Annotated in this window: 15 protein-coding genes, 5 tRNA genes and 3 rRNA genes; 22 read left to right on the top strand and 1 reads right to left on the bottom strand. The window is 49.3% G+C overall.

All coding sequences use genetic code 11. The features are described 5' to 3' along the window. Nucleotides 1–169 precede the first annotated feature (169 nt). From pepQ to birA, 10 genes are all read left to right on the top strand, one after another. The gene (gene pepQ / locus J1C60_RS17310) at nt 170–1,501 is read left to right on the top strand and encodes a Xaa-Pro dipeptidase (RefSeq protein ID WP_128176254.1); all 1,332 of its coding nucleotides are present in this window, start codon (nt 170–172) and stop codon (nt 1,499–1,501) included. Continuing rightward, nucleotides 1,501–2,115 (top strand): IMPACT family protein, encoded by a 615-nt coding sequence (locus J1C60_RS17305; RefSeq protein WP_128176252.1) that lies wholly within the window; start codon nt 1,501–1,503, stop codon nt 2,113–2,115. Before pepQ ends, J1C60_RS17305 begins: the two co-directional genes overlap by 1 nt. Before the next feature lie 162 nt (nt 2,116–2,277). Beyond that, nucleotides 2,278–3,729 carry a Trk system potassium transporter TrkH gene (trkH, locus tag J1C60_RS17300; RefSeq protein ID WP_128176250.1) on the top strand — a complete coding sequence of 484 codons (1,452 nt, stop codon included), beginning with the start codon at nt 2,278–2,280 and terminating at the stop codon, nt 3,727–3,729. A gap of 17 nt (nt 3,730–3,746) precedes the next feature. Further along, nucleotides 3,747–4,280 (top strand): menaquinone-dependent protoporphyrinogen IX dehydrogenase, encoded by a 534-nt coding sequence (hemG, locus tag J1C60_RS17295; protein WP_128176249.1) that lies wholly within the window; start codon nt 3,747–3,749, stop codon nt 4,278–4,280. Between the two features lie 410 nt (nt 4,281–4,690). After that, nucleotides 4,691–6,232 (top strand): 16S ribosomal RNA (locus tag J1C60_RS17290). 105 nt (nt 6,233–6,337) lie between these two features. Beyond that, nucleotides 6,338–6,413: transfer RNA gene (locus J1C60_RS17285), tRNA-Glu, on the top strand. A gap of 215 nt (nt 6,414–6,628) precedes the next feature. Then, nucleotides 6,629–9,536, top strand: a 23S ribosomal RNA gene (locus J1C60_RS17280). Nucleotides 9,537–9,636: 100 nt separating this feature from the next. Beyond that, nucleotides 9,637–9,752 (top strand): 5S ribosomal RNA (gene rrf, locus J1C60_RS17275). The 16S, 23S and 5S rRNA genes sit together here with 1 tRNA gene alongside, the layout of an rRNA operon. Nucleotides 9,753–9,925: 173 nt before the next feature. Continuing rightward, nucleotides 9,926–10,960, top strand: a complete 1,035-nt coding sequence (gene murB, locus J1C60_RS17270; RefSeq protein ID WP_128176712.1) for a UDP-N-acetylmuramate dehydrogenase — start codon at nt 9,926–9,928, stop codon at nt 10,958–10,960. Further along, complete coding sequence (birA, locus tag J1C60_RS17265; protein WP_128176715.1) at nt 10,957–11,919, top strand: bifunctional biotin--[acetyl-CoA-carboxylase] ligase/biotin operon repressor BirA; 963 nt, start codon at nt 10,957–10,959, stop codon at nt 11,917–11,919. Before murB ends, birA begins: the two co-directional genes overlap by 4 nt. A 483-nt stretch (nt 11,920–12,402) precedes the next feature. Here birA and coaA read toward each other — a convergent pair whose 3' ends face one another. After that, the gene (gene coaA / locus J1C60_RS17260) at nt 12,403–13,353 is read right to left on the bottom strand and encodes a type I pantothenate kinase (protein WP_128176716.1); all 951 of its coding nucleotides are present in this window, start codon (nt 13,351–13,353) and stop codon (nt 12,403–12,405) included. A 595-nt stretch (nt 13,354–13,948) separates the two neighbouring features. On the opposite strand from coaA, the gene J1C60_RS17255 reads away from it, so the two are divergent. The 12 genes from J1C60_RS17255 to rpoB all read left to right on the top strand — a co-directional run bounded on the left by J1C60_RS17255 (nt 13,949) and on the right by rpoB (nt 24,179). Then, a tRNA-Thr gene (locus tag J1C60_RS17255) sits at nt 13,949–14,024 on the top strand. Between the two features lie 11 nt (nt 14,025–14,035). After that, a tRNA-Tyr gene (locus tag J1C60_RS17250) sits at nt 14,036–14,120 on the top strand. Nucleotides 14,121–14,399: 279 nt separating this feature from the next. Next, a tRNA-Gly gene (locus J1C60_RS17245) sits at nt 14,400–14,474 on the top strand. A 5-nt stretch (nt 14,475–14,479) separates the two neighbouring features. Further along, nucleotides 14,480–14,555 (top strand) — tRNA-Thr (locus J1C60_RS17240). Between the two features lie 113 nt (nt 14,556–14,668). After that, nucleotides 14,669–15,853: an elongation factor Tu gene (tuf, locus tag J1C60_RS17235; RefSeq protein ID WP_154325460.1), complete on the top strand. Its 1,185-nt coding sequence runs from the start codon at nt 14,669–14,671 to the stop codon at nt 15,851–15,853. Between the two features lie 346 nt (nt 15,854–16,199). Continuing rightward, nucleotides 16,200–16,583, top strand: coding sequence for a preprotein translocase subunit SecE (gene secE / locus J1C60_RS17230; RefSeq protein ID WP_128178935.1), 384 nt, complete (start codon nt 16,200–16,202; stop codon nt 16,581–16,583). 1 nt (nt 16,584) lies between these two features. Next, on the top strand, nt 16,585–17,130 hold the full coding sequence (gene nusG / locus J1C60_RS17225; protein ID WP_128178936.1) for a transcription termination/antitermination protein NusG: 546 nt from the start codon (nt 16,585–16,587) through the stop codon (nt 17,128–17,130). A gap of 202 nt (nt 17,131–17,332) precedes the next feature. Next, a complete protein-coding gene (gene rplK / locus J1C60_RS17220) occupies nt 17,333–17,761 on the top strand; it encodes a 50S ribosomal protein L11 (protein WP_128178937.1) in 429 nt (142 codons plus the stop codon). Nucleotides 17,762–17,764: 3 nt separating this feature from the next. Then, nucleotides 17,765–18,469, top strand: a complete 705-nt coding sequence (gene rplA / locus J1C60_RS17215) for a 50S ribosomal protein L1 (protein ID WP_128178938.1) — start codon at nt 17,765–17,767, stop codon at nt 18,467–18,469. Between the two features lie 428 nt (nt 18,470–18,897). Next, nucleotides 18,898–19,395 carry a 50S ribosomal protein L10 gene (gene rplJ, locus J1C60_RS17210; RefSeq protein ID WP_012772934.1) on the top strand — a complete coding sequence of 166 codons (498 nt, stop codon included), beginning with the start codon at nt 18,898–18,900 and terminating at the stop codon, nt 19,393–19,395. Nucleotides 19,396–19,459: 64 nt separating this feature from the next. Then, nucleotides 19,460–19,822, top strand: coding sequence for a 50S ribosomal protein L7/L12 (gene rplL / locus J1C60_RS17205; RefSeq protein ID WP_128178939.1), 363 nt, complete (start codon nt 19,460–19,462; stop codon nt 19,820–19,822). Between the two features lie 328 nt (nt 19,823–20,150). Then, nucleotides 20,151–24,179: a DNA-directed RNA polymerase subunit beta gene (rpoB, locus tag J1C60_RS17200; RefSeq protein WP_128178940.1), complete on the top strand. Its 4,029-nt coding sequence runs from the start codon at nt 20,151–20,153 to the stop codon at nt 24,177–24,179. Nucleotides 24,180–24,194 lie beyond the last annotated feature (15 nt).

The raw sequence follows: 24,194 nt of genomic DNA, 5'->3' as shown, positions 1-24,194 counted from the left end.
TAAAGGGATCTGGTCATACCAGATAGTCCTGAGTTTGAGTTTTATGTTAATTATTTGCAAATGACTCTTTGCTTATTTGCTAACAGGATCACAAGTGAGGCAAAACGGCATCCTATGCCAGCCTGTGATAAGATGCGGGCACTGTTTTTCGTTGCTCGGAGGAAGATAAATGGACTCGCTTGTTACGCTGTATAAAAATCATATTGCAACGCTGCAACAGCGCGCACAACAAGTGTTGGCGCGCTTTAAGCTTGATGCCATGTTGATCCATTCCGGAGAACTATTAACGGTTTTTCTCGATGATCATCACTACCCATTTAAAGTTAACCCACAATTTAAAGCGTGGGTGCCGGTGACGCAGGTGCCTAATTGTTGGTTATGGGTGGATGGGGTGAATAAACCGAAGCTGTGGTTTTACTCTCCGGTTGATTACTGGCATAACGTGGAGCCGCTTCCTGAGGGATTCTGGACCGATGAAATCGAGATTGTTCAGCTAAAAAATGCGGATGATATTGCGGCTTTGCTGCCCCGCCAGCGGCAGGATATCGTCTATATCGGTCCGGCACCGCAGCGTGCTGCACAACTTGATATCACTGCGGAACGCGTGAATCCAAAAGGTGTACTGGACTACTTGCATTATCACCGTTCATTTAAAACTGATTATGAACTGGCCTGCATGCGTGAAGCGCAGAAAATTGCGGTTGCGGGACATTGGGCTGCCAAAGAAGCTTTCCTGTCCGGTATGAGCGAGTTTGATATCAATGTTGCCTACCTGAGCGCAACGGGGCATCGTGATATCGACGTGCCTTATGGAAATATTATTGCGCTTAATGAACATGCCGCCGTGCTGCACTATACCCAGTTGGAGCATCGGGTTCCGGAACAGCTGCGTAGCTTTTTGATCGATGCTGGTGCGGAATATAATGGCTATGCGGCTGATTTAACCCGTACTTATGCGGCGAAAGGGGATTCACTCTTTGCCCGTCTGGTACACGATCTTAATGGTGAAGAGCTGGCGTTAATTGATACGCTTAAAGCGGGCGTGCGTTACACCGACTATCACCAGCAGATGCATCAGCGTATTGCTAAATTACTTATTAAACATCAGGTCGTGAATGGAATAAGTGAAGAAGCAATGGTTGAGAATAATCTGACCGGGCCATTTCTGCCGCATGGCTTAGGTCATCCTCTTGGATTACAGGTTCATGATGTCGCTGGTTTTATGCAGGACGAGAACGGTACCCATCTGGGTGCACCACAGCAATACCCTTTCCTGCGGTGCACCCGAGTACTTGAGCCACGCATGGTATTAACTATTGAGCCGGGCCTCTACTTTATTGAATCCCTATTGGCTCCATGGCGAGAGGGTAAATTTAGTCAACATTTCGATTGGCAACGTATTGAATCACTAAAACCTTATGGTGGTATACGTATTGAGGATAATGTGGTGATTTACGACAATCATGTTGAAAACATGACGCGCGATCTTAATCTTGCCTGATGGATGCCTATGATATTCCTGCTGAATCGGTCAGTATCAGCGAGGACACCATCAAAAAAAGCCGGTTTATCACGCTGTTAGCGCACACCGATGGTGTTGAAGCCGCTCGTGCCTTCGTGCAGCAGGTTAAAAACGAGCATCCTGCTGCCCGGCATCATTGTTGGGCGTGGGTGGCTGGCGCGCCTGATGATTCACAGCAGCTTGGTTTTTCGGATGACGGCGAGCCTTCAGGTACCGCTGGCAAACCTATGCTGGCTCAGTTGATGGGCAACAATATTGGTGAAATTACTGCGGTTGTCGTGCGTTATTATGGCGGTATACAGCTAGGTACCGGCGGACTGGTAAAAGCCTATGGCGGCGGTGTGCAAGCAGGACTAAAGCAGCTAGCGCGTTTGCAAAAAGTACCGATGCGTACGTTTCAGCTACGTTGTGATTATGCGCAATTAGCTGATATTGAAAGAATGATTAAACGTTTTGACGGTAAACTTCTGAACAGCGAATTTTTGGATGTTGTCTTGATAAATTTAGCGCTCCCCTATGCGCAAATTACAGGGTTCACGCAAAATTTATCAGACTTTAGTCGGGGAGCTCTACAGCTTCTTCCAGTAAAATAATATATCCATCTTACTTCACGCTGCGGAATTGCTGGCTGTGTCGCTATCTCCTGGTTGCATGATTATTGATGTTCAGGGAGATTTAGTCGCTTGCCGCCATTCTGCAATCTGAACTGTTTAGGATATATATTTCTTTTTTGTCAGGTTATAGGAAACGGCTGAATGCATTTTCGTGCCATTACTCGCATCGTTGGCTTGTTGGTTATTCTTTTTTCAGGAACGATGATTGTACCCGGTTTAGTGGCGCTGATTTATCGTGATGGCGCCGGGCGTGCATTTAGTCAAACTTTTTTCATGGCGCTGGTCATCGGGGCATTGCTGTGGTGGCCTAACCGTAAGCAGAAAAGTGAACTGAAGCCGCGTGAAGGCTTTCTGATCGTTGTCCTTTTCTGGACGGTGTTGGGCAGCGTAGGGGCAATGCCTTTTATGTTCTCTGAACGGCCTAACCTCAGCGTGACAGATGCCTTTTTTGAATCCTTTTCTGGCTTAACGACGACAGGCGCTACCACACTGGTAGGATTGGACTCGTTGCCTAAAGCTATTCTCTTTTATCGACAGATGCTGCAATGGCTGGGAGGAATGGGGATTATCGTCCTGGCTGTAGCGATATTGCCTATTTTGGGCGTAGGTGGAATGCAGCTTTACCGTGCCGAGATGCCGGGCCCGCTTAAGGATAATAAAATGCGTCCGCGGATCGCTGAAACGGCAAAAACATTATGGCTTATTTATGTGCTGCTGACGGTAGCCTGTGCCGTCGCGCTCTGGATAGCGGGGATGCCATTATTTGACGCGATCAGTCACAGCTTTTCCACTATTGCGATTGGTGGTTTCTCAACGCACGATGCCAGCATTGGTTATTTCAACAGCCCAACGATTAATACCATAATTGCTGTCTTCCTGCTGATATCAGGCTGCAATTATGGTTTGCACTTTTCCTTACTCAGTGGGCGCAATCTTAGAGTTTACTGGCGGGATCCTGAGTTCCGAATGTTCATTGGGGTACAACTGACGCTGGTAGTGGTGTGTACTGTCGTCCTCTATTTCCACGACGTTTATCAGACGGGGCTGCAAACCATTAACCAGGCCTTTTTTCAGGTGGTTTCAATGGCCACTACCGCTGGGTTCACCACCGATAGCATTGCACGATGGCCGCTTTTTTTGCCTGTGTTGCTGCTCTGTTCTGCTTTTATTGGCGGGTGTGCGGGATCAACCGGTGGTGGACTAAAAGTTATTCGTATTCTGCTGCTGTTCAAACAGGGTTCACGTGAATTAAAGAGATTGGTCCACCCCAATGCCGTATATACAATTAAATTAGGTAATCGCGCTTTGCCTGAACGCATTCTGGAGGCAGTTTGGGGATTTTTTTCTGCGTATGCGTTAGTTTTCATCCTTAGTATGTTAGTGATTATTGCGACAGGTGTTGACGATTTTTCTGCATTTGCAGCGGTAGCCGCTACGCTTAATAACCTTGGTCCGGGTCTTGGCGTGGTTGCTGATAACTTCACGTCAATGAATGATGTGGCGAAATGGGTGCTTATTTTGACGATGCTATTTGGCCGTCTTGAAGTGTTCACGTTATTAGTCCTGTTTACCCCAACCTTTTGGCGTGAATGAATAATCAGAGTAAAAATATGAAAGCGCTTATCCTTTTTTCCAGCCGTGATGGACAAACCCGTGAAATTGCATCCTATATTGCGACTAGCCTTCGTAATGAAATGGAATGCGATATTCTCAATATTTTGCATATTCAGGATCTGAAGTGGGAACAGTACGATCGCGTTCTGATTGGGGCCTCGATTCGCTATGGCCACTTTCATTCCGCGGTGGCGAAATTTGTTAAGCGCTACTTGCCAGAGTTACAAGAGCGGGTAACAGGATTTTTCTCCGTTAATCTTACTGCCAGAAAACCCGAGAAGCGTTCCCCACAAACGAATGCATATACGCGTAAGTTTCTGCTCCAGTCACCGTGGCAGCCAGATTGTTGTGCAGTATTTGCAGGAGCACTACGTTATCCGCGCTATGGATTCTTTGATCGCATAATGATCCAGCTCATCATGCGGATGACCGGTGGTGAAACAGATGCGACGAAAGAAGTGGAATATACCGATTGGGCTCAGGTATCGCGTTTTGCCCAGGATTTCGCTCACTTAACCAGCAAATCGTAGCAAAATAACCCGCTTTGTAGAAAAATAGTGCGAACGATATTTTTTTTGCATTTAACACTTGTCAGCCGTCAGGAACTGCCTATAATGCGCCTCCACTGACACGGAACAACGGCTTACAGGCCACCGGGTCAGAGGTTCAGAACACACTGAACTGCCAGAGAAAAAACCTCCTTAAAAAGGGTTGACTCTGAAAGAGGAAAGCGTAATATACGCCACCTCGCAGCAGCAGGCGAAGCCGCTGACTGCACTGCTCTTTAACAATTTATCAGACAATCTGTGTGGGCACTCGCAGGATTGATATCAACGTCTCCGGACGTAAAAAATATCAAGTCTTAAGAGTGAACACGTAATAAATTCATTACGACGTTTTCCTTGAGCATCGCTTCACGAGTTGAAGCAAATCAAACTTTAAATTGAAGAGTTTGATCATGGCTCAGATTGAACGCTGGCGGCAGGCCTAACACATGCAAGTCGAACGGTAGCACAGAAGAGCTTGCTCTTCGGGTGACGAGTGGCGGACGGGTGAGTAATGTCTGGGGATCTGCCCGATGGAGGGGGATAACTACTGGAAACGGTAGCTAATACCGCATAACGTCGCAAGACCAAAGTGGGGGACCTTCGGGCCTCACACCATCGGATGAACCCAGATGAGATTAGCTAGTAGGTGGGGTAACGGCTCACCTAGGCGACGATCTCTAGCTGGTCTGAGAGGATGACCAGCCACACTGGAACTGAGACACGGTCCAGACTCCTACGGGAGGCAGCAGTGGGGAATATTGCACAATGGGCGCAAGCCTGATGCAGCCATGCCGCGTGTATGAAGAAGGCCTTCGGGTTGTAAAGTACTTTCAGCGGGGAGGAAGGGAGAGAGGTTAATAACCTTTTTCATTGACGTTACCCGCAGAAGAAGCACCGGCTAACTCCGTGCCAGCAGCCGCGGTAATACGGAGGGTGCAAGCGTTAATCGGAATTACTGGGCGTAAAGCGCACGCAGGCGGTCTGTTAAGTCAGATGTGAAATCCCCGGGCTCAACCCGGGAACTGCATTTGAAACTGGCAGGCTTGAGTCTCGTAGAGGGGGGTAGAATTCCAGGTGTAGCGGTGAAATGCGTAGAGATCTGGAGGAATACCGGTGGCGAAGGCGGCCCCCTGGACGAAGACTGACGCTCAGGTGCGAAAGCGTGGGGAGCAAACAGGATTAGATACCCTGGTAGTCCACGCCGTAAACGATGTCGACTTGGAGGTTGTGCCCTTGAGGCGTGGCTTCCGGAGCTAACGCGTTAAGTCGACCGCCTGGGGAGTACGGCCGCAAGGTTAAAACTCAAATGAATTGACGGGGGCCCGCACAAGCGGTGGAGCATGTGGTTTAATTCGATGCAACGCGAAGAACCTTACCTGGTCTTGACATCCACAGAACTTTCCAGAGATGGATTGGTGCCTTCGGGAACTGTGAGACAGGTGCTGCATGGCTGTCGTCAGCTCGTGTTGTGAAATGTTGGGTTAAGTCCCGCAACGAGCGCAACCCTTATCCTTTGTTGCCAGCGGTTCGGCCGGGAACTCAAAGGAGACTGCCGGTGATAAACCGGAGGAAGGTGGGGATGACGTCAAGTCATCATGGCCCTTACGACCAGGGCTACACACGTGCTACAATGGCGCATACAAAGAGAAGCGACCTCGCGAGAGCAAGCGGACCTCATAAAGTGCGTCGTAGTCCGGATCGGAGTCTGCAACTCGACTCCGTGAAGTCGGAATCGCTAGTAATCGTGGATCAGAATGCCACGGTGAATACGTTCCCGGGCCTTGTACACACCGCCCGTCACACCATGGGAGTGGGTTGCAAAAGAAGTAGGTAGCTTAACCTTCGGGAGGGCGCTTACCACTTTGTGATTCATGACTGGGGTGAAGTCGTAACAAGGTAACCGTAGGGGAACCTGCGGTTGGATCACCTCCTTACCTGAAGATACTTTCCGGCGCAGTGTCCACAACAGATTGTCTGATAGATGTAATGAGCAATTGCATTGCCGTTTGCTTACCGGTTGCCGGTTAAGCAAATTTCGTGTCCCCATCGTCTAGAGGCCCAGGACACTGCCCTTTCACGGCTGTAACAGGGGTTCGAATCCCCTTGGGGACGCCATATCTGATAACGAGTGAAAGACGTTATCAAAAAATAGCTTAAAGCTGACTTTCGCGAGTCAGGTTTTAAGATATTGCTCTTTAACAATCCGGAACAAGCTGAAAATTGAAACGACACGTCGCGTCATTCTTCCGTAATAAAGAATGAAGGCGGTGTGTTCGAGTCTCTCAAATTATCACGACACGTATGCGTTGCAAAACGCCTGTGGGTTGTGAGGTTAAGCGACTAAGCGTACACGGTGGATGCCCTGGCAGTCAGAGGCGATGAAGGGCGTGCTAATCTGCGATAAGCGCCGGTAAGGTGATATGAACCGTTATAACCGGCGATACCCGAATGGGGAAACCCAGTGCAATCCGTTGCACTATCATGTCATGAATACATAGTGGCATGAGGCGAACCGGGGGAACTGAAACATCTAAGTACCCCGAGGAAAAGAAATCAACCGAGATTCCCCCAGTAGCGGCGAGCGAACGGGGAGGAGCCCGGAACCATCATCAGCTTGTGCATCAGTGGAAGCGTCTGGAAAGTCGCGCGACACAGGGTGAAAGCCCCGTACACGAAGATGCACCTGCTGTGAGTTCGAAGAGTAGGGCGGGACACGTGGTATCCTGTCTGAATATGGGGGGACCATCCTCCAAGGCTAAATACTCCTGACTGACCGATAGTGAACCAGTACCGTGAGGGAAAGGCGAAAAGAACCCCGGCGAGGGGAGTGAAAAAGAACCTGAAACCGTGTACGTACAAGCAGTGGGAGCCTCTTTAATGGGGTGACTGCGTACCTTTTGTATAATGGGTCAGCGACTTATATTCTGTAGCAAGGTTAACCGTATAGGGGAGCCGCAGGGAAACCGAGTCTTAACTGGGCGTTAAGTTGCAGGGTATAGACCCGAAACCCGGTGATCTAGCCATGGGCAGGTTGAAGGTTGGGTAACACTAACTGGAGGACCGAACCGACTAATGTTGAAAAATTAGCGGATGACTTGTGGCTGGGGGTGAAAGGCCAATCAAACCGGGAGATAGCTGGTTCTCCCCGAAAGCTATTTAGGTAGCGCCTCGTGAACTCATCTCCGGGGGTAGAGCACTGTTTCGGCTAGGGGGCCATCCCGGCTTACCAACCCGATGCAAACTGCGAATACCGGAGAATGTTATCACGGGAGACACACGGCGGGTGCTAACGTCCGTCGTGAAGAGGGAAACAACCCAGACCGCCAGCTAAGGTCCCAAAGTCATGGTTAAGTGGGAAACGATGTGGGAAGGCCCAGACAGCCAGGATGTTGGCTTAGAAGCAGCCATCATTTAAAGAAAGCGTAATAGCTCACTGGTCGAGTCGGCCTGCGCGGAAGATGTAACGGGGCTAAACCATGCACCGAAGCTGCGGCAGCGACGCTTATGCGTTGTTGGGTAGGGGAGCGTTCTGTAAGCCGTTGAAGGTGGCCTGTGAGGGTTGCTGGAGGTATCAGAAGTGCGAATGCTGACATAAGTAACGATAAAGCGGGTGAAAAGCCCGCTCGCCGGAAGACCAAGGGTTCCTGTCCAACGTTAATCGGGGCAGGGTGAGTCGACCCCTAAGGCGAGGCCGAAAGGCGTAGTCGATGGGAAACGGGTTAATATTCCCGTACTTGGTGTTACTGCGAAGGGGGGACGGAGAAGGCTATGTTAGCCGGGCGACGGTTGTCCCGGTTTAAGCGTGTAGGCTTGCATCCCAGGCAAATCCGGGGTGCTTTAAGGCTGAGGCGTGATGACGAGGCACTACGGTGCTGAAGTAACAAATGCCCTGCTTCCGGGAAAAGCCTCTAAGCTCCAGGTAACACTGAATCGTACCCCAAACCGACACAGGTGGTCAGGTAGAGAATACCAAGGCGCTTGAGAGAACTCGGGTGAAGGAACTAGGCAAAATGGTGCCGTAACTTCGGGAGAAGGCACGCTGGCGCGTAGGTGAAGGGACTTGCTCCCGGAGCTGAAGCCAGTCGAAGATACCAGCTGGCTGCAACTGTTTATTAAAAACACAGCACTGTGCAAACACGAAAGTGGACGTATACGGTGTGACGCCTGCCCGGTGCCGGAAGGTTAATTGATGGGGTTATCCGCAAGGAGAAGCTCTTGATCGAAGCCCCGGTAAACGGCGGCCGTAACTATAACGGTCCTAAGGTAGCGAAATTCCTTGTCGGGTAAGTTCCGACCTGCACGAATGGCGTAATGATGGCCAGGCTGTCTCCACCCGAGACTCAGTGAAATTGAACTCGCTGTGAAGATGCAGTGTACCCGCGGCAAGACGGAAAGACCCCGTGAACCTTTACTACAGCTTGACACTGAACATTGAGCCTTGATGTGTAGGATAGGTGGGAGGCTTTGAAGCGTGGACGCCAGTCTGCGTGGAGCCGACCTTGAAATACCACCCTTTAACGTTTGATGTTCTAACGTAGGCCCGTTATCCGGGCTGCGGACAGTGTCTGGTGGGTAGTTTGACTGGGGCGGTCTCCTCCTAAAGCGTAACGGAGGAGCACGAAGGTCAGCTAATCACGGTCGGACATCGTGAGGTTAGTGCAATGGCATAAGCTGGCTTGACTGCGAGAGTGACGGCTCGAGCAGGTGCGAAAGCAGGTCATAGTGATCCGGTGGTTCTGAATGGAAGGGCCATCGCTCAACGGATAAAAGGTACTCCGGGGATAACAGGCTGATACCGCCCAAGAGTTCATATCGACGGCGGTGTTTGGCACCTCGATGTCGGCTCATCACATCCTGGGGCTGAAGTAGGTCCCAAGGGTACGGCTGTTCGCCGTTTAAAGTGGTACGCGAGCTGGGTTTAGAACGTCGTGAGACAGTTCGGTCCCTATCTGCCGTGGGCGCTGGAAGACTGAGAGGGGTTGCTCCTAGTACGAGAGGACCGGAGTGAACGCACCACTGGTGTTCGGGTTGTCATGCCAATGGCATTGCCCGGTAGCTAAGTGCGGAAAAGATAAGCGCTGAAAGCATCTAAGCGCGAAACTTGCCTCGAGATGAGTCTTCCCTGACTCCTTGAGAGTCCTGAAGGGACGTTGAAGACGACGACGTTGATAGGCCGGGTGTGTAAGCGCAGCGATGCGTTGAGCTAACCGGTACTAATGACCCGTGAGGCTTAACCTTACAACGCCAGAGGCGTTTTGGTAGAGAGACGATAAAGATTTTCGGCTTGTAAACGGATAAAGAATCAGTGGCGCAGAATGAGCGTCACGAAAAGAATTTGCCTGGCGGCACTAGCGCGGTGGTCCCACCTGACCCCATGCCGAACTCAGAAGTGAAACGCCGTAGCGCCGATGGTAGTGTGGGGTCTCCCCATGCGAGAGTAGGGAACTGCCAGGCATCAAATAAAGAAAGAAGCCTCCTGCGAAAGCGGGGGGCTTTTTTTGTTTTGGGGCTCCTGAGTTAACCGCGGGGAATGCCACCTCCCCCCCTCTGAGCACGCCATAATTGTTACGACTAACATGCTGACTATCGGGTAGACTATATGCAGATAAATCAGTAAAGGCCGTGTCATGTCCAGCCACACCCAAGCACTCAAATCTTTTAATACCTTAGGGATCGACGTTACTGCACAGCAGGTGGTTATTGTCGAAACACTTGACGAGCTTACCCAAGCCTGGTGTGAAAGCCAGCAAGCGGGATTCCCCTTTTTACTTCTTGGTGAAGGCAGTAATGTGCTGTTTATGGAAAATTTCGCGGGAATGGTAGCGATCAACCGGCTGAAAGGCATCAAAGTTGAAGAGGATGATGATGCCTGGCATTTGCACATTGGTGCCGGTGAAAACTGGCATGCCTTGGTTGAATATTCGCTGAAGAATGGATTTTCCGGTCTGGAAAATCTTGCACTCATTCCCGGATGTGTAGGATCTGCACCTATTCAGAACATTGGTGCCTATGGTGTTGAACTGAACCATATTTGTGAATACGTCGATGTTCTGACATTAAATAGCGGTGAAATAACACGCCTGAGCACTGAAGAATGCCTTTTTGGCTATCGTGATAGTATCTTCAAACATCACTACCGTGCTGGACACGCCATTATTGCCGTAGGCTTATATTTGAAGAAGCGTTGGCAGCCGATAATGACTTACGGTGATTTAGCAAAACTCGACCCTACAACAGTCACCCCCCAGCAAATCTATGACGCCGTCTGCCATATGCGACGTAGTAAGCTTCCCGATCCAAAGATAACTGGCAATGTTGGTAGCTTCTTTAAGAATCCGGTACTTAGCAAAGAGCATGCCATGACCATCTTGCAAGACTATCCTGATGCACCACACTATCCACAGGACAATGCAGTAAAGCTGGCTGCAGGATGGTTAATTGATCAATGCCAGCTTAAAGGACATCGTATTGGTGGAGCCGCAGTTCATCGTCAGCAGGCTTTAGTATTAATAAATGAATCGCATGCAACAGGGCAGGACATTGTCTCACTGGCGCACTATGTCCGCCAGAAGGTTGGTGAGAAGTTTAATGTTTGGCTCGAGCCTGAGGTCCGCTTTATAGGCGCTACGGGTGAAAAGGATGCAGTTGAGGTGATCGCATGAAAAATAATACAGTCCCATTGCTGCTAGTTAGCATCTTAGCAGACGGTGAATTCCATTCTGGTGAACAGCTTGGTGAGCAGCTTGGCATGAGTAGGGCTGCGATTAATAAACATATACAGGTGCTCAAAGAATGGGGGCTGGATGTGTTCACTGTGACAGGTAAAGGCTATAGCCTGTCTGCTCCACTTCATCTATTAAATGAGAAGGAAATAGCATCGCAGCTGGATGATCGCCGGATAGCGGTTATCCCGGTCATTGATTCAACTAATCAGTATCTATTGGACCGGATGGATACTTTACAATCAGGAGATGTTTGTGTCGCGGAATATCAGCAGGCCGGACGTGGTCGGCGTGGACGGCAATGGTTTTCCCCGTTTGCTTCCAATCTGTATCTGTCGATGTACTGGAGACTGGAACAAGGGCCAGCGGCAGCAATGGGGTTAAGCCTTGTAATCGGCATTGTAATGGCTGAAGTGCTGCATGAATTAGGGGCGAAGGAGGTCAGAGTTAAATGGCCGAACGATCTCTACCTGAACGATCGTAAATTGGCAGGTATTTTGGTTGAATTAACCGGAAAAACGGGTGACGCTGCACAGATTGTCATTGGTGCAGGAATTAACCTGGCCATGCGTGCGCCTGATACTACGGTTGTAAATCAGGGATGGATTAACCTGGAGGAAGCAGGTATCACTATCGATCGCAATGCGCTTACGGCTAAGTTGATCAATAAATTACGCAGTACTCTTATCGTTTTTGAACGTGAAGGTCTGGCACCTTTTATTGACCGGTGGTCAGCGTTAGATAATTTTATTAACCGCCCAGTTAAACTACTTATTGGCGATCGTGAAGTACCCGGTATCGCACGCGGGATAGACCAACAAGGTGGATTGCTACTTGAGCAGGATGGCGCACTTAAGTCTTGGGTTGGCGGAGAGATCTCATTGCGGTCGCAGGGTTGATGAAAACCGCGGACAGGGGGGACTTAAAATTCATGGACGGGTCTTTTCGATGAGTTATTTAGCGGTTGTTCCACGATCACGTGAGAGTAACAATATGCCTACTTTGCCTGAACTACATAGTTGCGATGTGGGTCAGGCCATCCATCTATACTGATTATGTGGATTTCAATCGTAGTATTAAAATAAAGAATAGCTGCAATGATACTAGAGCTCCCACCACATGCTGGGATAAAACCTTTTAATCCACTATTTATGACATCTTAATCAATAGCGATGACAATTTGATTAGGATGAATTCAGCATTAACGGCATGTTTTAGTGCGGGAAAAGGAAGGGGGGATATTTACCCTAAAAAATCATCTCAGGATTATCTATCCCCCAGGATAGCTCTGTAACGTTATTTAGACGTTTTCCAAATATATTAGGATTGTATTTTCATCGTGAAACTACGCGAATTAAAGGGATACATGCTGAGACATAACATTATTTTCTTAGACGAACACAATCAACGGCATGATTAACACTTTTTGTCATAATCAGGCTCGCCCTTTCCCGTGTTGGTAAAATGTTTTGCTTCAGATTGAGCCAGTTAATCTCTTTCCATAACTGTGCAGCGATCCCGACGGCTTCCTCTTCAGGGAGTTGCGCATAATGATGAAAATAAGAGTCTGGATCGGTAAAGGCTCCCTGACGGAATTTGAGAAAGCGATTAATATACCAGTGCTCTAATAAATCTTCTGGCGCATCGACATAAATTGAAAAATCAACAAAATCTGAAACAAATACATGTAACGGATCGTGTGGATAATCCATACCACTCTGCAAGACATTTAATCCTTCAAGAATCAAAATATCTGGCTGTTGTATTAATTTATCCCCGCCAGGGATAACGTCATAAATAAGATGCGAGTAAACCGGTGCTGTCACCTGAGTTGCGCCTGACTTCAAGTCTGAGACAAAGTTTACCAGACGATGCATATCATAGGATTGCGGGAACCCCTTTTTCTTCATCAATCCACGTTCCTTTAATACGTCATTTGGATGAAGAAAACCGTCAGTAGTGATTAACTCTACGCGCCGATGCTCTGGCCAGCGACTGAGCAATGCCTGAAGTACACGGGCGGTTGTACTTTTGCCAACCGCAACACTGCCAGCAATACTGATGATATAGGGTATCTTTTGCCCATCGGTCCCTAAAAACTGCTCAAGTACCGCCTGGCGACGTACATTAGAGCTGATATAGAAATTTAACAGGCGCGAAAGTGGGAGGTAGATCTCTGCAACTTCTTCAATCGAGAGATCTTCATTAATACCTTTAAGACGTGCAATTTCATCTTCCCTCAGCGTCATGGGAACAGAGTTGCGCAGTGCCGCCCACTGGGTGCGATCAAATTGCAAATAAGGTGTCGTTAACGAGGAATCTTTTTTACTCATATGCATGCTTCTGTCAGCAAATATTTTCCTGTCAGCACGTTGCTGTTGAGGATGCGTAATAAAATCATCAATTTCTCAACTCGAGTACTAAGGGACGTTTCAGAAAACAGTGCGCAGGAGGTTAACATCAGTATGACGAGAAAAAGAAGGAAAAAATAAATATGCCGATGCAATCACAACGGCACTCGCACTTTTCAACTTTAATTCGGTAAGTATAAGGTGAGCACTGCAAGTGCGTACTCGCGATCCTCGTCACGCCACGATAGACATGATGTTTGTCCATATACCCAAAGAACATCAGGCTTTCTTCTATACCAGCCCCAACAACCCGGGTACACCAGACGTCATGAGAGTAAATAAATGTCTCTTATTGCATAAATAATATACTATGCAGCGAGGTAGGAAAGTCCAGACCGTTTATCGGCGTGGCGAAATGCGGTTGTAAAAGTTCGGGGAGACAATCAAACCTGGATGAATTTTCAGCGTTTAATGGTTAAATTGCGACAATTTGCACAAATTATAAGCGATAGAACATTTATCGCAATTTTTTTGTTGCATAGCGAGGCCGGTCTTCCTAGAATGCGCGTCACTTGATGCCGGCTTAGCTCAGTTGGTAGAGCAACTGACTTGTAATCAGTAGGTCACCAGTTCGATTCCGGTAGCCGGCACCATCAAGTAACTGGGTGGGGTTCCCGAGCGGCCAAAGGGAGCAGACTGTAAATCTGCCGTCACAGACTTCGAAGGTTCGAATCCTTCCCCCACCACCATTTTGGTTCTGTAGTAAAGGACCGAAAGCGGATGAATAATAAGTCATCCGGGAAGGTTGAAAAATCTTCTGGAAGTTTCACGTTATGAAGCACGAGGAAACGTGTAGAGCATGATGTGAAAGGTTAGGGTTAAGTGACGAGTAATTCTTACCCAGCCGCCATATTCAGACTGAGCTCAAGCACAGTCAGAGTCAGCAGGCAGTGCAAGTTGACTCGAACAGTAAAACCTTTTTAACTGTTCATATGCTACAGAAAGAACAGGTAGCCGAGTTCCAGGATGCGGGCATCGTATAATGGCTATTACCTCAGCCTTCCAAGCTGATGATGCGGGTTCGATTCCCGCTGCCCGCTCCAGATGTGCTGATATGGCTCAGTTGGTAGAGCGCACCCTTGGTAAGGGTGAGGTCCCCAGTTCGACTCTGGGTATCAGCACCACTTCATTATCTCCCTTCCTGATTCTTCTTCTGTGAATAAAATTCAACTGTTCAGGCGTAGCCTGGTTGATGTGGTGATATCACCGATTTATCCGTGTCTTAGAGGGACAATCGATGTCTAAAGAAAAATTTGAACGTTCAAAACCGCACGTCAACGTCGGTACTATCGGCCACGTTGACCATGGTAAAACTACTCTGACTGCAGCTATCACTACCGTTCTGGCTAAAACCTACGGTGGTTCTGCTCGTGCATTCGACCAGATCGATAACGCGCCTGAAGAAAAAGCTCGTGGTATCACCATCAACACGTCTCACGTTGAATATGACACCCCAAGCCGCCACTATGCGCACGTTGACTGCCCGGGACACGCCGACTACGTCAAAAACATGATCACCGGTGCTGCACAGATGGACGGCGCAATCCTGGTTGTTGCTGCGACTGACGGCCCGATGCCTCAGACCCGTGAGCACATCCTGCTGGGTCGCCAGGTAGGCGTTCCTTACATCATCGTGTTCATGAACAAATGTGACATGGTTGATGACGAAGAGCTGCTGGAACTGGTTGAGATGGAAATTCGTGAGTTGCTGTCTGCATACGATTTCCCGGGCGACGATCTGCCTGTTGTTCGTGGTTCTGCACTGAAAGCGCTGGAAGGCGATGCACAGTGGGAAGAGAAAATCATCGAACTGGCAGGTTACCTGGATTCTTACATCCCTGAGCCAGAGCGTGCGATTGATAAGCCGTTCCTGCTGCCAATCGAAGACGTATTCTCCATCTCCGGTCGTGGTACCGTTGTTACCGGTCGCGTAGAGCGCGGTATCGTTAAAGTGGGTGAAGAAGTTGAAATCGTTGGTATCAAAGCAACCGTAAAATCAACCTGTACTGGCGTTGAAATGTTCCGCAAACTGCTGGACGAAGGCCGTGCCGGTGAGAACGTTGGTGTTCTGCTGCGCGGTATCAAGCGTGAAGAAATCGAACGTGGTCAGGTTCTGGCTAAGCCAGGCTCTATCAAGCCACACACCACGTTTGACTCAGAAGTTTATATCCTGAGCAAAGAAGAAGGCGGCCGTCATACTCCGTTCTTCAAAGGCTACCGTCCACAGTTCTACTTCCGTACAACTGACGTGACCGGTACCATCGAACTGCCAGAAGGCGTGGAAATGGTAATGCCAGGCGATAACGTGAACATGAAAGTGACTCTGATTCACCCAATCGCAATGGACGACGGTCTGCGTTTCGCAATCCGTGAAGGTGGTCGTACCGTTGGTGCAGGTGTTGTTGCTAAAGTTATCGCTTAATCGCTGATAATATTTGACGCAACGTACATGAAGAGGGCATCATTTGATGCCCTTTTTGCACGCTGTAACATAGAACCTGGCTCATCAGTGATTTTAGATCATAATCATTGCTGAGGCAGGCTCTGTCGCACGGCGTTGAACCCAATAGATTTCACGTTACAGCAAATGTGAGTGAATGCTCTGGATATGCAGATTTAGTGCAAGAACCGGGTAAAGGCAGGCAATCATTCTGCTGTGATTTGAAAGATGAAGGGATATGCCGGGTTTCGCCTCACAGCATTATTCGGTTTGGTTGCTTCGTATTGCGAAGCAAAACAGTTTCTGATTTATGGTGGCAGGTTAGTTTATGAGTGCTAATACCGAAGCTCAAGGGAGCGGGCGCGGCCTGGAAGCGATTAAATGGCTAGTCGTTGCCGTTTTGCTGATCGTGGCAATCGTAGGTAACTACTACTATCGCGACGTTACATTACCGATACGTGCGCTGGCTGTTGTCATTCTGATCGCAGCGGCGGGCGGCATTGCGCTGCTGACGACCAAAGGTAAATCTACCGTGGCTTTTGCGCGTGAAGCGCGAACTGAAGTCCGTAAAGTCATTTGGCCAACTCGTCAGGAAACGTTGCACACCACGTTAATCGTTGCCGCGGTAACCGCCGTGATGTCACTGATTTTGTGGGGGCTGGATGGTATTCTGGTCCGTCTGGTATCGTTTATCACTGGCCTGAGGTTCTGAGATGTCTGAAGCTCCAAAAAAGCGCTGGTACGTCGTTCAGGCGTTTTCCGGTTTTGAAGGCCGCGTAGCACAATCGCTGCGTGAGCATATCAAGTTACATAACATGGAAGAACTGTTTGGCGATGTCATGGTTCCAACCGAAGAGGTTGTGGAAATCCGTGGCGGGCAGCGCCGTAAAAGCGAGCGCAAGTTCTTTCCGGGCTACGTTCTGGTTCAGATGGTCATGAACGATGCAAGCTGGCATCTTGTGCGCAGCGTGCCTCGCGTCATGGGCTTCATTGGCGGTACTTCCGATCGTCCTGCACCAATAAGCGATAAAGAAGTTGATGCGATTATGAACCGCCTGCAGCAGGTTGGTGATAAACCGCGGCCGAAAACAATGTTTGAACCTGGTGAGATGGTTCGTGTCAACGATGGTCCGTTCGCTGACTTTAACGGTGTTGTTGAAGAAGTTGACTATGAAAAAAGCCGCTTGAAAGTCTCTGTATCCATCTTTGGGCGTGCAACGCCAGTAGAGTTGGATTTTGGGCAGGTTGAGAAAGGCTAAAATTATTGTGTAGCTTGCTGCAGGTGAAACAGCCTGTATGCAACAAGTGCCAGTATAAGCAGTAACCGATTTCCGGTTGCGGAAGGCGCGAAATTTAACTATAATTTCGCGCCTTTTGTTTTTATGCGCTGTTTCAGCGTGTGAATATTAATCACGGGGAGCCTTTTTAACTAAGGCGCTAAAACCCAATAGAGGAATTATCATGGCTAAGAAAGTACAAGCCTACGTCAAGCTGCAGGTTGCTGCAGGTATGGCTAACCCAAGTCCACCTGTAGGTCCAGCTCTGGGCCAGCAGGGTGTTAACATCATGGAATTCTGTAAAGCGTTTAACGCCAAAACAGAAAGCCTGGAAAAGGGTCTTCCGACTCCGGTTGTTATCACCGTTTACGCTGACCGCTCTTTCACATTTGTGACCAAAACCCCGCCAGCAGCAGTTCTGCTGAAAAAAGCGGCGGGTGTTAAGTCTGGCTCTGGTAAGCCAAACAAAGAGAAAGTCGGTAAAGTAACTCGTGCTCAGGTACGTGAAATCGCAGAAACCAAAGCTGCGGACATGACTGGTGCTGACGTTGAAGCGATGACTCGCTCAATCGAAGGTACTGCTCGTTCCATGGGCCTGGTAGTGGAGGACTAAGAAATGGCTAAGCTGACCAAGCGCATGCGCGTGATCCGTGAGAAAGTTGATGTAACTAAACAGTATGACATCAACGAAGCTGTTGCTCTGCTGAAAGAACTGGCGACCGCTAAGTTCGTAGAAAGCGTTGACGTAGCTGTAAACCTGGGCATTGATGCACGTAAATCCGATCAGAACGTTCGCGGTGCAACTGTACTGCCACACGGTACTGGCCGTTCTGTTCGCGTTGCAGTATTTGCCCAAGGCGCAAACGCTGAAGCTGCTAAAGCTGCAGGCGCTGAGCTGGTAGGTATGGAAGATCTGGCTGACCAGATCAAAAAAGGCGAAATGAACTTTGACGTTGTTATCGCATCTCCTGATGCAATGCGCGTTGTTGGCCAGTTGGGCCAAGTTCTGGGCCCACGTGGTCTGATGCCAAACCCGAAAGTCGGTACCGTAACACCTAACGTTGCTGAAGCAGTTAAAAATGCTAAAGCGGGCCAGGTTCGTTACCGCAACGACAAAAACGGTATCATCCATACTACTATCGGTAAGGTTGATTTCGAATCAGACAAGCTGAAAGAAAACCTGGAAGCTCTGCTGGTTGCGCTGAAAAAAGCAAAACCTTCTCAGGCAAAAGGTATTTTCATCAAGAAAGTTAGCATCTCCACCACAATGGGTGCAGGTGTTGCAGTTGATCAGGCTGGCCTGAACGCAGCAGCGAACTAATTCGTTGCTTTACGCGGGCGTTAGTTTCGTCTAGAATCTTACGCCCGTTGTTCTGTTAATATACAGGACGTCTAATCGAGTCATTCAAGTTGTGGCGTGGCGGCAAATGAATGAATCCTCGGTAGCATAGTTAACTGTGTGTCTGAGGTAAGTGAAAGCGGCCAAGTTAGTGGCGGCTTGAAAGACGACGAATTAGAAAGAATTTTCGGTTGGAGCCTGGCCTTATCCAGGCCTCCGTCCAAGACCGCAGGAGTTTCGCAAGAAACTTAATTTTTCCTGCGTAGACGGTGACAGAACCTGAAGAATATTTTTATAGTCTTTGCTGGATTCTGCTCACCGTGTTTTAGCGCTTATCTTCTTTGCGGTTGATAAGTGAAAGTGAGTTCCGGAGAAATCCTTCTCCGGCCAAAATCCAGGAGCACAAGCTAATGGCATTAAATCTTCAAGACAAACAAGCGATTGTTGCTGAAGTCAGCGAAGTAGCCAAAGGCGCGCTGTCTGCGGTTGTTGCGGATTCCCGTGGCGTGACCGTAGATAAAATGACTGAACTGCGTAAAGCAGGTCGTGAAGCTGGCGTTTACATGCGTGTTGTTCGTAACACCCTGCTGCGCCGCGTCGTTGAAGGTACTCAGTTTGAGTGCCTGAAAGACACGTTTGTTGGTCCGACCCTGATTGCATACTCTATGGAACACCCGGGCGCTGCTGCTCGTCTGTTCAAAGAGTTCGCGAAAGCGAATGCAAAATTTGAGGTCAAAGCTGCGGCCTTTGAAGGTGAGCTGATCCCAGCGGCTCAAATTGACCGTCTGGCAACGCTGCCGACTTACGAAGAAGCACTGGCACGTCTGATGTCGACCATGAAAGAAGCCGCTGCAGGCAAATTGGTTCGTACTCTGGCTGCTGTTCGCGATGCAAAAGAAGCGGCTTAATCGCTCTTCCTTTTCTTGCGCACTTTAACGTATAAACTTTTTCTGATTCTTAGGAACAATTGTCATGTCTATCACTAAAGATCAAATTCTGGAAGCAGTAGCAGCTATGTCCGTAATGGACGTTGTTGAGCTGGTTTCTGCTATGGAAGAAAAATTCGGTGTTTCTGCTGCTGCCGCTGTAGCTGTTGCTGCTGGCCCAGCTGAAGCTGCTGAAGAGCAAACTGAGTTCAACGTCGTGCTGAAAGGCATCGGCGCTAACAAAGTTGCAGTAATCAAAGCCGTACGTGGCGCAACTGGTCTGGGCTTGAAAGAAGCTAAAGACCTGGTTGAAGCGCTGGGTGTGGTTAAAGAAGGCGTTAGCAAAGACGACGCAGCTGCACTTAAAGCTTCTCTGGAAGAAGCTGGTGCAGAAGTTGAAGTTAAGTAAGACGACCTTTTTGGTTGCAGTCTGATTTATCAGGCTGATGGCTGGTGACTATTTTTGGTCACCAGCCTTTTTGCGCTACAGGACCTCAATGGGGTTTCACACTGTTTAGCCATTGATGTCCTTCAATATCTTTTTCTATCGACGCCTTAATATACTGCTTCCCTGTGAGGGCTCCCTGTCTGCACAAGAGCAATGAAATGATTTAAGAGTGATAGAAAGATGTATTGCGGAAAGTCCCCTTTGCTTTCCGGAAAACCAAATAGTGTTGCATGAACTGTCCTCCAGGACGGACAGAGTGGTTCTACTTTTCAGCGAGCTGAGGAACCCTATGGTTTACTCCTATACCGAGAAAAAACGCATTCGTAAGGATTTTGGAAAACGTCCACAAGTTCTGGATATTCCATATCTCCTTTCTATCCAGCTTGACTCGTTTCAGAAATTTATCGAGCAAGATCCGGAAGGCCAGTACGGGCTGGAAGCAGCATTCCGTTCTGTTTTTCCTATCCAAAGCTACAGCGGTAACTCCGAGCTGCAGTACGTCAGCTATCGCTTGGGCGAACCTGTATTTGATGTTAAAGAGTGTCAGATTCGTGGCGTGACTTTTTCAGCTCCGCTGCGTGTAAAACTGCGTCTGGTGATCTACGAGCGCGAAGCGCCGGAAGGCACCGTTAAAGACATCAAAGAACAAGAAGTTTACATGGGCGAAATTCCGCTCATGACCGATAACGGTACTTTTGTTATCAACGGTACAGAAAGGGTTATCGTTTCTCAGCTGCATCGTAGTCCTGGCGTCTTCTTTGACAGCGATAAGGGTAAAACCCACTCTTCGGGTAAAGTGCTGTATAACGCGCGTATCATTCCTTATCGCGGTTCCTGGCTGGATTTCGAGTTCGATCCGAAAGACAACCTGTTCGTCCGTATTGACCGTCGCCGCAAGCTGCCTGCGACCATCATCCTGCGTGCGTTGAGCTATACCACTGAGCAGATCCTTGACCTGTTCTTTGACAAAGTGGTTTACGAAATTCGCGATAACAAGCTGCAGATGGAGTTGATTCCTGAGCGCTTGCGCGGCGAAACCGCTTCATTCGACATTGAGTCGAATGGCACCGTTTATGTTGAAAAAGGTCGTCGCATCACTGCGCGCCATATTCGCCAGCTGGAAAAAGACAGTATCCAGCATATTGAAGTGCCGGTTGAATACATTGCCGGTAAAGTTGTGGCTAAAGACTACATTGACGAAAACACCGGTGAGCTGATCGTAGCGGCTAACATGGAGCTGTCGCTCGACCTGTTGGCAAAACTGAGCCAGTCTGGTCACAAGCGCATTGAAACGCTGTTCACCAATGACCTGGATCACGGCGCTTACATGTCCGAGACCCTGCGCGTTGACCCAACCAGCGATCGTCTTAGCGCGCTGGTTGAGATCTACCGCATGATGCGTCCTGGTGAGCCACCAACGCGTGAAGCCGCTGAGAACCTGTTTGAGAACCTGTTCTTCTCGGAAGATCGTTACGATCTTTCTGCGGTTGGCCGCATGAAGTTCAACCGTTCATTGCTGCGTGATGAGATCGAAGGTTCAGGTATCCTGAGCAAAGACGACATCATTGAAGTGATGAAAAAGCTGATCGGCATCCGTAACGGCGTGGGTGAAGTGGACGATATCGACCACCTCGGCAACCGCCGTATCCGTTCCGTTGGTGAAATGGCAGAAAACCAGTTCCGTGTCGGTCTGGTACGTGTTGAGCGTGCGGTAAAAGAGCGTCTGTCTCTGGGCGATCTGGATACCCTGATGCCACAGGATATGATCAACGCGAAGCCGATTTCTGCAGCAGTGAAAGAGTTCTTTGGTTCCAGCCAGCTGTCTCAATTTATGGACCAGAACAACCCACTGTCTGAAATCACGCACAAGCGTCGTATTTCTGCACTTGGCCCGGGCGGTCTGACGCGTGAGCGTGCAGGCTTTGAAGTTCGAGACGTTCACCCGACTCACTATGGTCGTGTGTGCCCAATCGAAACGCCGGAAGGTCCAAACATCGGTCTGATCAACTCGCTGTCTGTTTATGCACAGACGAACGAGTATGGTTTCCTCGAAACGCCATATCGCCGCGTGCGTGAAGGTGTGGTGACCGACGAAATTCATTACCTTTCTGCGATTGAAGAAGGTAACTACGTTATCGCTCAGGCGAACACCAATCTCGATGACGAAGGTCACTTTGTTGACGATCTGGTGACCTGCCGTAGCAAAGGCGAATCCAGCTTGTTCAGTCGCGATCAGGTTGACTACATGGACGTTTCCACCCAGCAGGTGGTTTCTGTCGGTGCGTCCCTGATCCCGTTCCTGGAACACGATGACGCCAACCGTGCATTGATGGGTGCAAACATGCAACGTCAGGCGGTCCCAACACTGCGTGCTGATAAGCCGCTTGTGGGTACCGGTATGGAACGTGCGGTTGCGGTTGACTCGGGTGTAACTGCCGTAGCGAAACGTGGCGGTACCGTTCAGTACGTTGATGCATCACGTATCGTTATCAAAGTTAACGAAGACGAAATGTATCCGGGTGAAGCGGGTATCGACATTTACAACCTGACCAAATACACCCGTTCTAACCAGAACACCTGCATCAATCAGATGCCGTGTGTCAATCTGGGTGAGCCAATCGAGCGCGGCGACGTGCTGGCAGATGGCCCATCTACCGATCTGGGTGAACTGGCGCTGGGCCAGAACATGCGCGTGGCGTTCATGCCGTGGAACGGCTATAACTTCGAAGACTCCATCCTGGTCTCCGAACGCGTAGTACAGGAAGATCGCTTCACTACTATCCACATTCAGGAACTGGCCTGTGTGTCTCGTGACACCAAACTGGGGCCGGAAGAGATCACCGCTGATATCCCGAACGTGGGTGAAGCTGCACTCTCTAAACTGGATGAATCCGGTATTGTGTACATCGGTGCGGAAGTGACCGGTGGCGACATTCTGGTTGGTAAGGTAACGCCGAAAGGTGAAACCCAACTGACGCCAGAAGAGAAACTGCTGCGTGCCATCTTTGGTGAGAAAGCGTCTGATGTTAAAGATTCTTCTTTGCGCGTGCCAAACGGCGTATCTGGTACGGTTATCGACGTTCAGGTCTTTACTCGCGATGGTGTAGAAAAAGACAAGCGTGCGCTGGAAATCGAAGAGATGCAGCTGAAGCAGGCCAAGAAAGACCTGTCTGAAGAACTGCAGATCCTCGAAGCGGGTCTGTTCAGCCGTATCCATTTCGTACTGGTATCAGGTGGCGTTGAAGCTGAGAAGCTGGACAAACTGCCACGTGAGCGCTGGTTAGAACTGGGTCTGACCGATGAAGACAAGCAAAACCAACTTGAACAGCTGGCTGAGCAGTACGACGAGCTGAAGCATGAGTTTGAGAAAAAACTCGAAGCAAAACGCCGTAAAATCACTCAGGGCGATGACCTGGCACCTGGCGTGCTGAAAATCGTTAAAGTGTATCTGGCCGTTAAGCGTCAGATACAGCCGGGTGACAAAATGGCTGGTCGTCACGGGAACAAAGGTGTTATCTCCAAGATCAACCCGATCGAAGATATGCCTTACGATGAGAACGGCACGCCGGTCGATATCGTACTGAACCCGCTGGGCGTACCATCACGTATGAACATTGGTCAGATTCTTGAAACCCACCTGGGTATGGCTGCGAAAGGTATCGGTGAGAAAATCAACGCGATGCTGAAGAAGCAGGAAGAAGTGACCAAACTGCGTGAGTTTATTCAGCGTGCATACGATCTGGGCACTGATGTGCGTCAGAAAGTTGACCTGGCCACCTTCAGTGATGAAGAAGTACTGCGTCTGGCAGAGAACCTGAAAAAAGGTATGCCAATTGCAACGCCGGTGTTTGATGGTGCGAAAGAGAGCGAAATCAAAGAACTGCTGCAGCTTGGCGGTTTACCGACTTCGGGTCAGATTACGCTGTTTGACGGCCGTACTGGCGAGCAGTTTGAGCGTCCGGTTACCGTTGGCTACATGTACATGCTGAAACTCAACCACTTAGTGGATGACAAAATGCATGCACGTTCTACCGGCTCTTACAGCCTCGTTACTCAGCAACCGCTGGGTGGTAAGGCGCAGTTCGGTGGTCAGCGCTTCGGTGAGATGGAAGTGTGGGCGCTTGAAGCATACGGCGCTGCCTATACGCTGCAAGAAATGCTCACTGTTAAGTCTGATGACGTGAATGGTCGTACTAAGATGTATAAGAACATCGTAGACGGCAACCATCAGATGGAACCAGGCATGCCGGAATCCTTCAACGTGCTGTTGAAAGAGATCCGCTCGCTGGGTATCAACATCGAGCTGGAAGACGAGTAACGACTCGCATTTGTA

Source organism: [Pantoea] beijingensis (genome assembly GCF_022647505.1).
Lineage (GTDB): Bacteria > Pseudomonadota > Gammaproteobacteria > Enterobacterales > Enterobacteriaceae > Erwinia > Erwinia beijingensis.
The sequence above is the reverse complement of the archived record's forward strand: the minus strand, read 5'-3'. Positions and strand labels throughout refer to the sequence as shown.

What these genes read in the sequence shown, in the direction of transcription:
- pepQ (WP_128176254.1), top strand. Translation starts at nt 170, where the DNA reads ATGGACTCGCTTGTTACGCTGTATAAAAATCATATTGCAACGCTGCAA.
- J1C60_RS17305 (WP_128176252.1), top strand. Translation starts at nt 1,501, where the DNA reads ATGGATGCCTATGATATTCCTGCTGAATCGGTCAGTATCAGCGAGGAC.
- trkH (WP_128176250.1), top strand. Translation starts at nt 2,278, where the DNA reads ATGCATTTTCGTGCCATTACTCGCATCGTTGGCTTGTTGGTTATTCTT.
- hemG (WP_128176249.1), top strand. Translation starts at nt 3,747, where the DNA reads ATGAAAGCGCTTATCCTTTTTTCCAGCCGTGATGGACAAACCCGTGAA.
- murB (WP_128176712.1), top strand. Translation starts at nt 9,926, where the DNA reads ATGTCCAGCCACACCCAAGCACTCAAATCTTTTAATACCTTAGGGATC.
- birA (WP_128176715.1), top strand. Translation starts at nt 10,957, where the DNA reads ATGAAAAATAATACAGTCCCATTGCTGCTAGTTAGCATCTTAGCAGAC.
- coaA (WP_128176716.1), bottom strand. Translation starts at nt 13,353, where the DNA reads ATGAGTAAAAAAGATTCCTCGTTAACGACACCTTATTTGCAATTTGAT.
- tuf (WP_154325460.1), top strand. Translation starts at nt 14,669, where the DNA reads ATGTCTAAAGAAAAATTTGAACGTTCAAAACCGCACGTCAACGTCGGT.
- secE (WP_128178935.1), top strand. Translation starts at nt 16,200, where the DNA reads ATGAGTGCTAATACCGAAGCTCAAGGGAGCGGGCGCGGCCTGGAAGCG.
- nusG (WP_128178936.1), top strand. Translation starts at nt 16,585, where the DNA reads ATGTCTGAAGCTCCAAAAAAGCGCTGGTACGTCGTTCAGGCGTTTTCC.
- rplK (WP_128178937.1), top strand. Translation starts at nt 17,333, where the DNA reads ATGGCTAAGAAAGTACAAGCCTACGTCAAGCTGCAGGTTGCTGCAGGT.
- rplA (WP_128178938.1), top strand. Translation starts at nt 17,765, where the DNA reads ATGGCTAAGCTGACCAAGCGCATGCGCGTGATCCGTGAGAAAGTTGAT.
- rplJ (WP_012772934.1), top strand. Translation starts at nt 18,898, where the DNA reads ATGGCATTAAATCTTCAAGACAAACAAGCGATTGTTGCTGAAGTCAGC.
- rplL (WP_128178939.1), top strand. Translation starts at nt 19,460, where the DNA reads ATGTCTATCACTAAAGATCAAATTCTGGAAGCAGTAGCAGCTATGTCC.
- rpoB (WP_128178940.1), top strand. Translation starts at nt 20,151, where the DNA reads ATGGTTTACTCCTATACCGAGAAAAAACGCATTCGTAAGGATTTTGGA.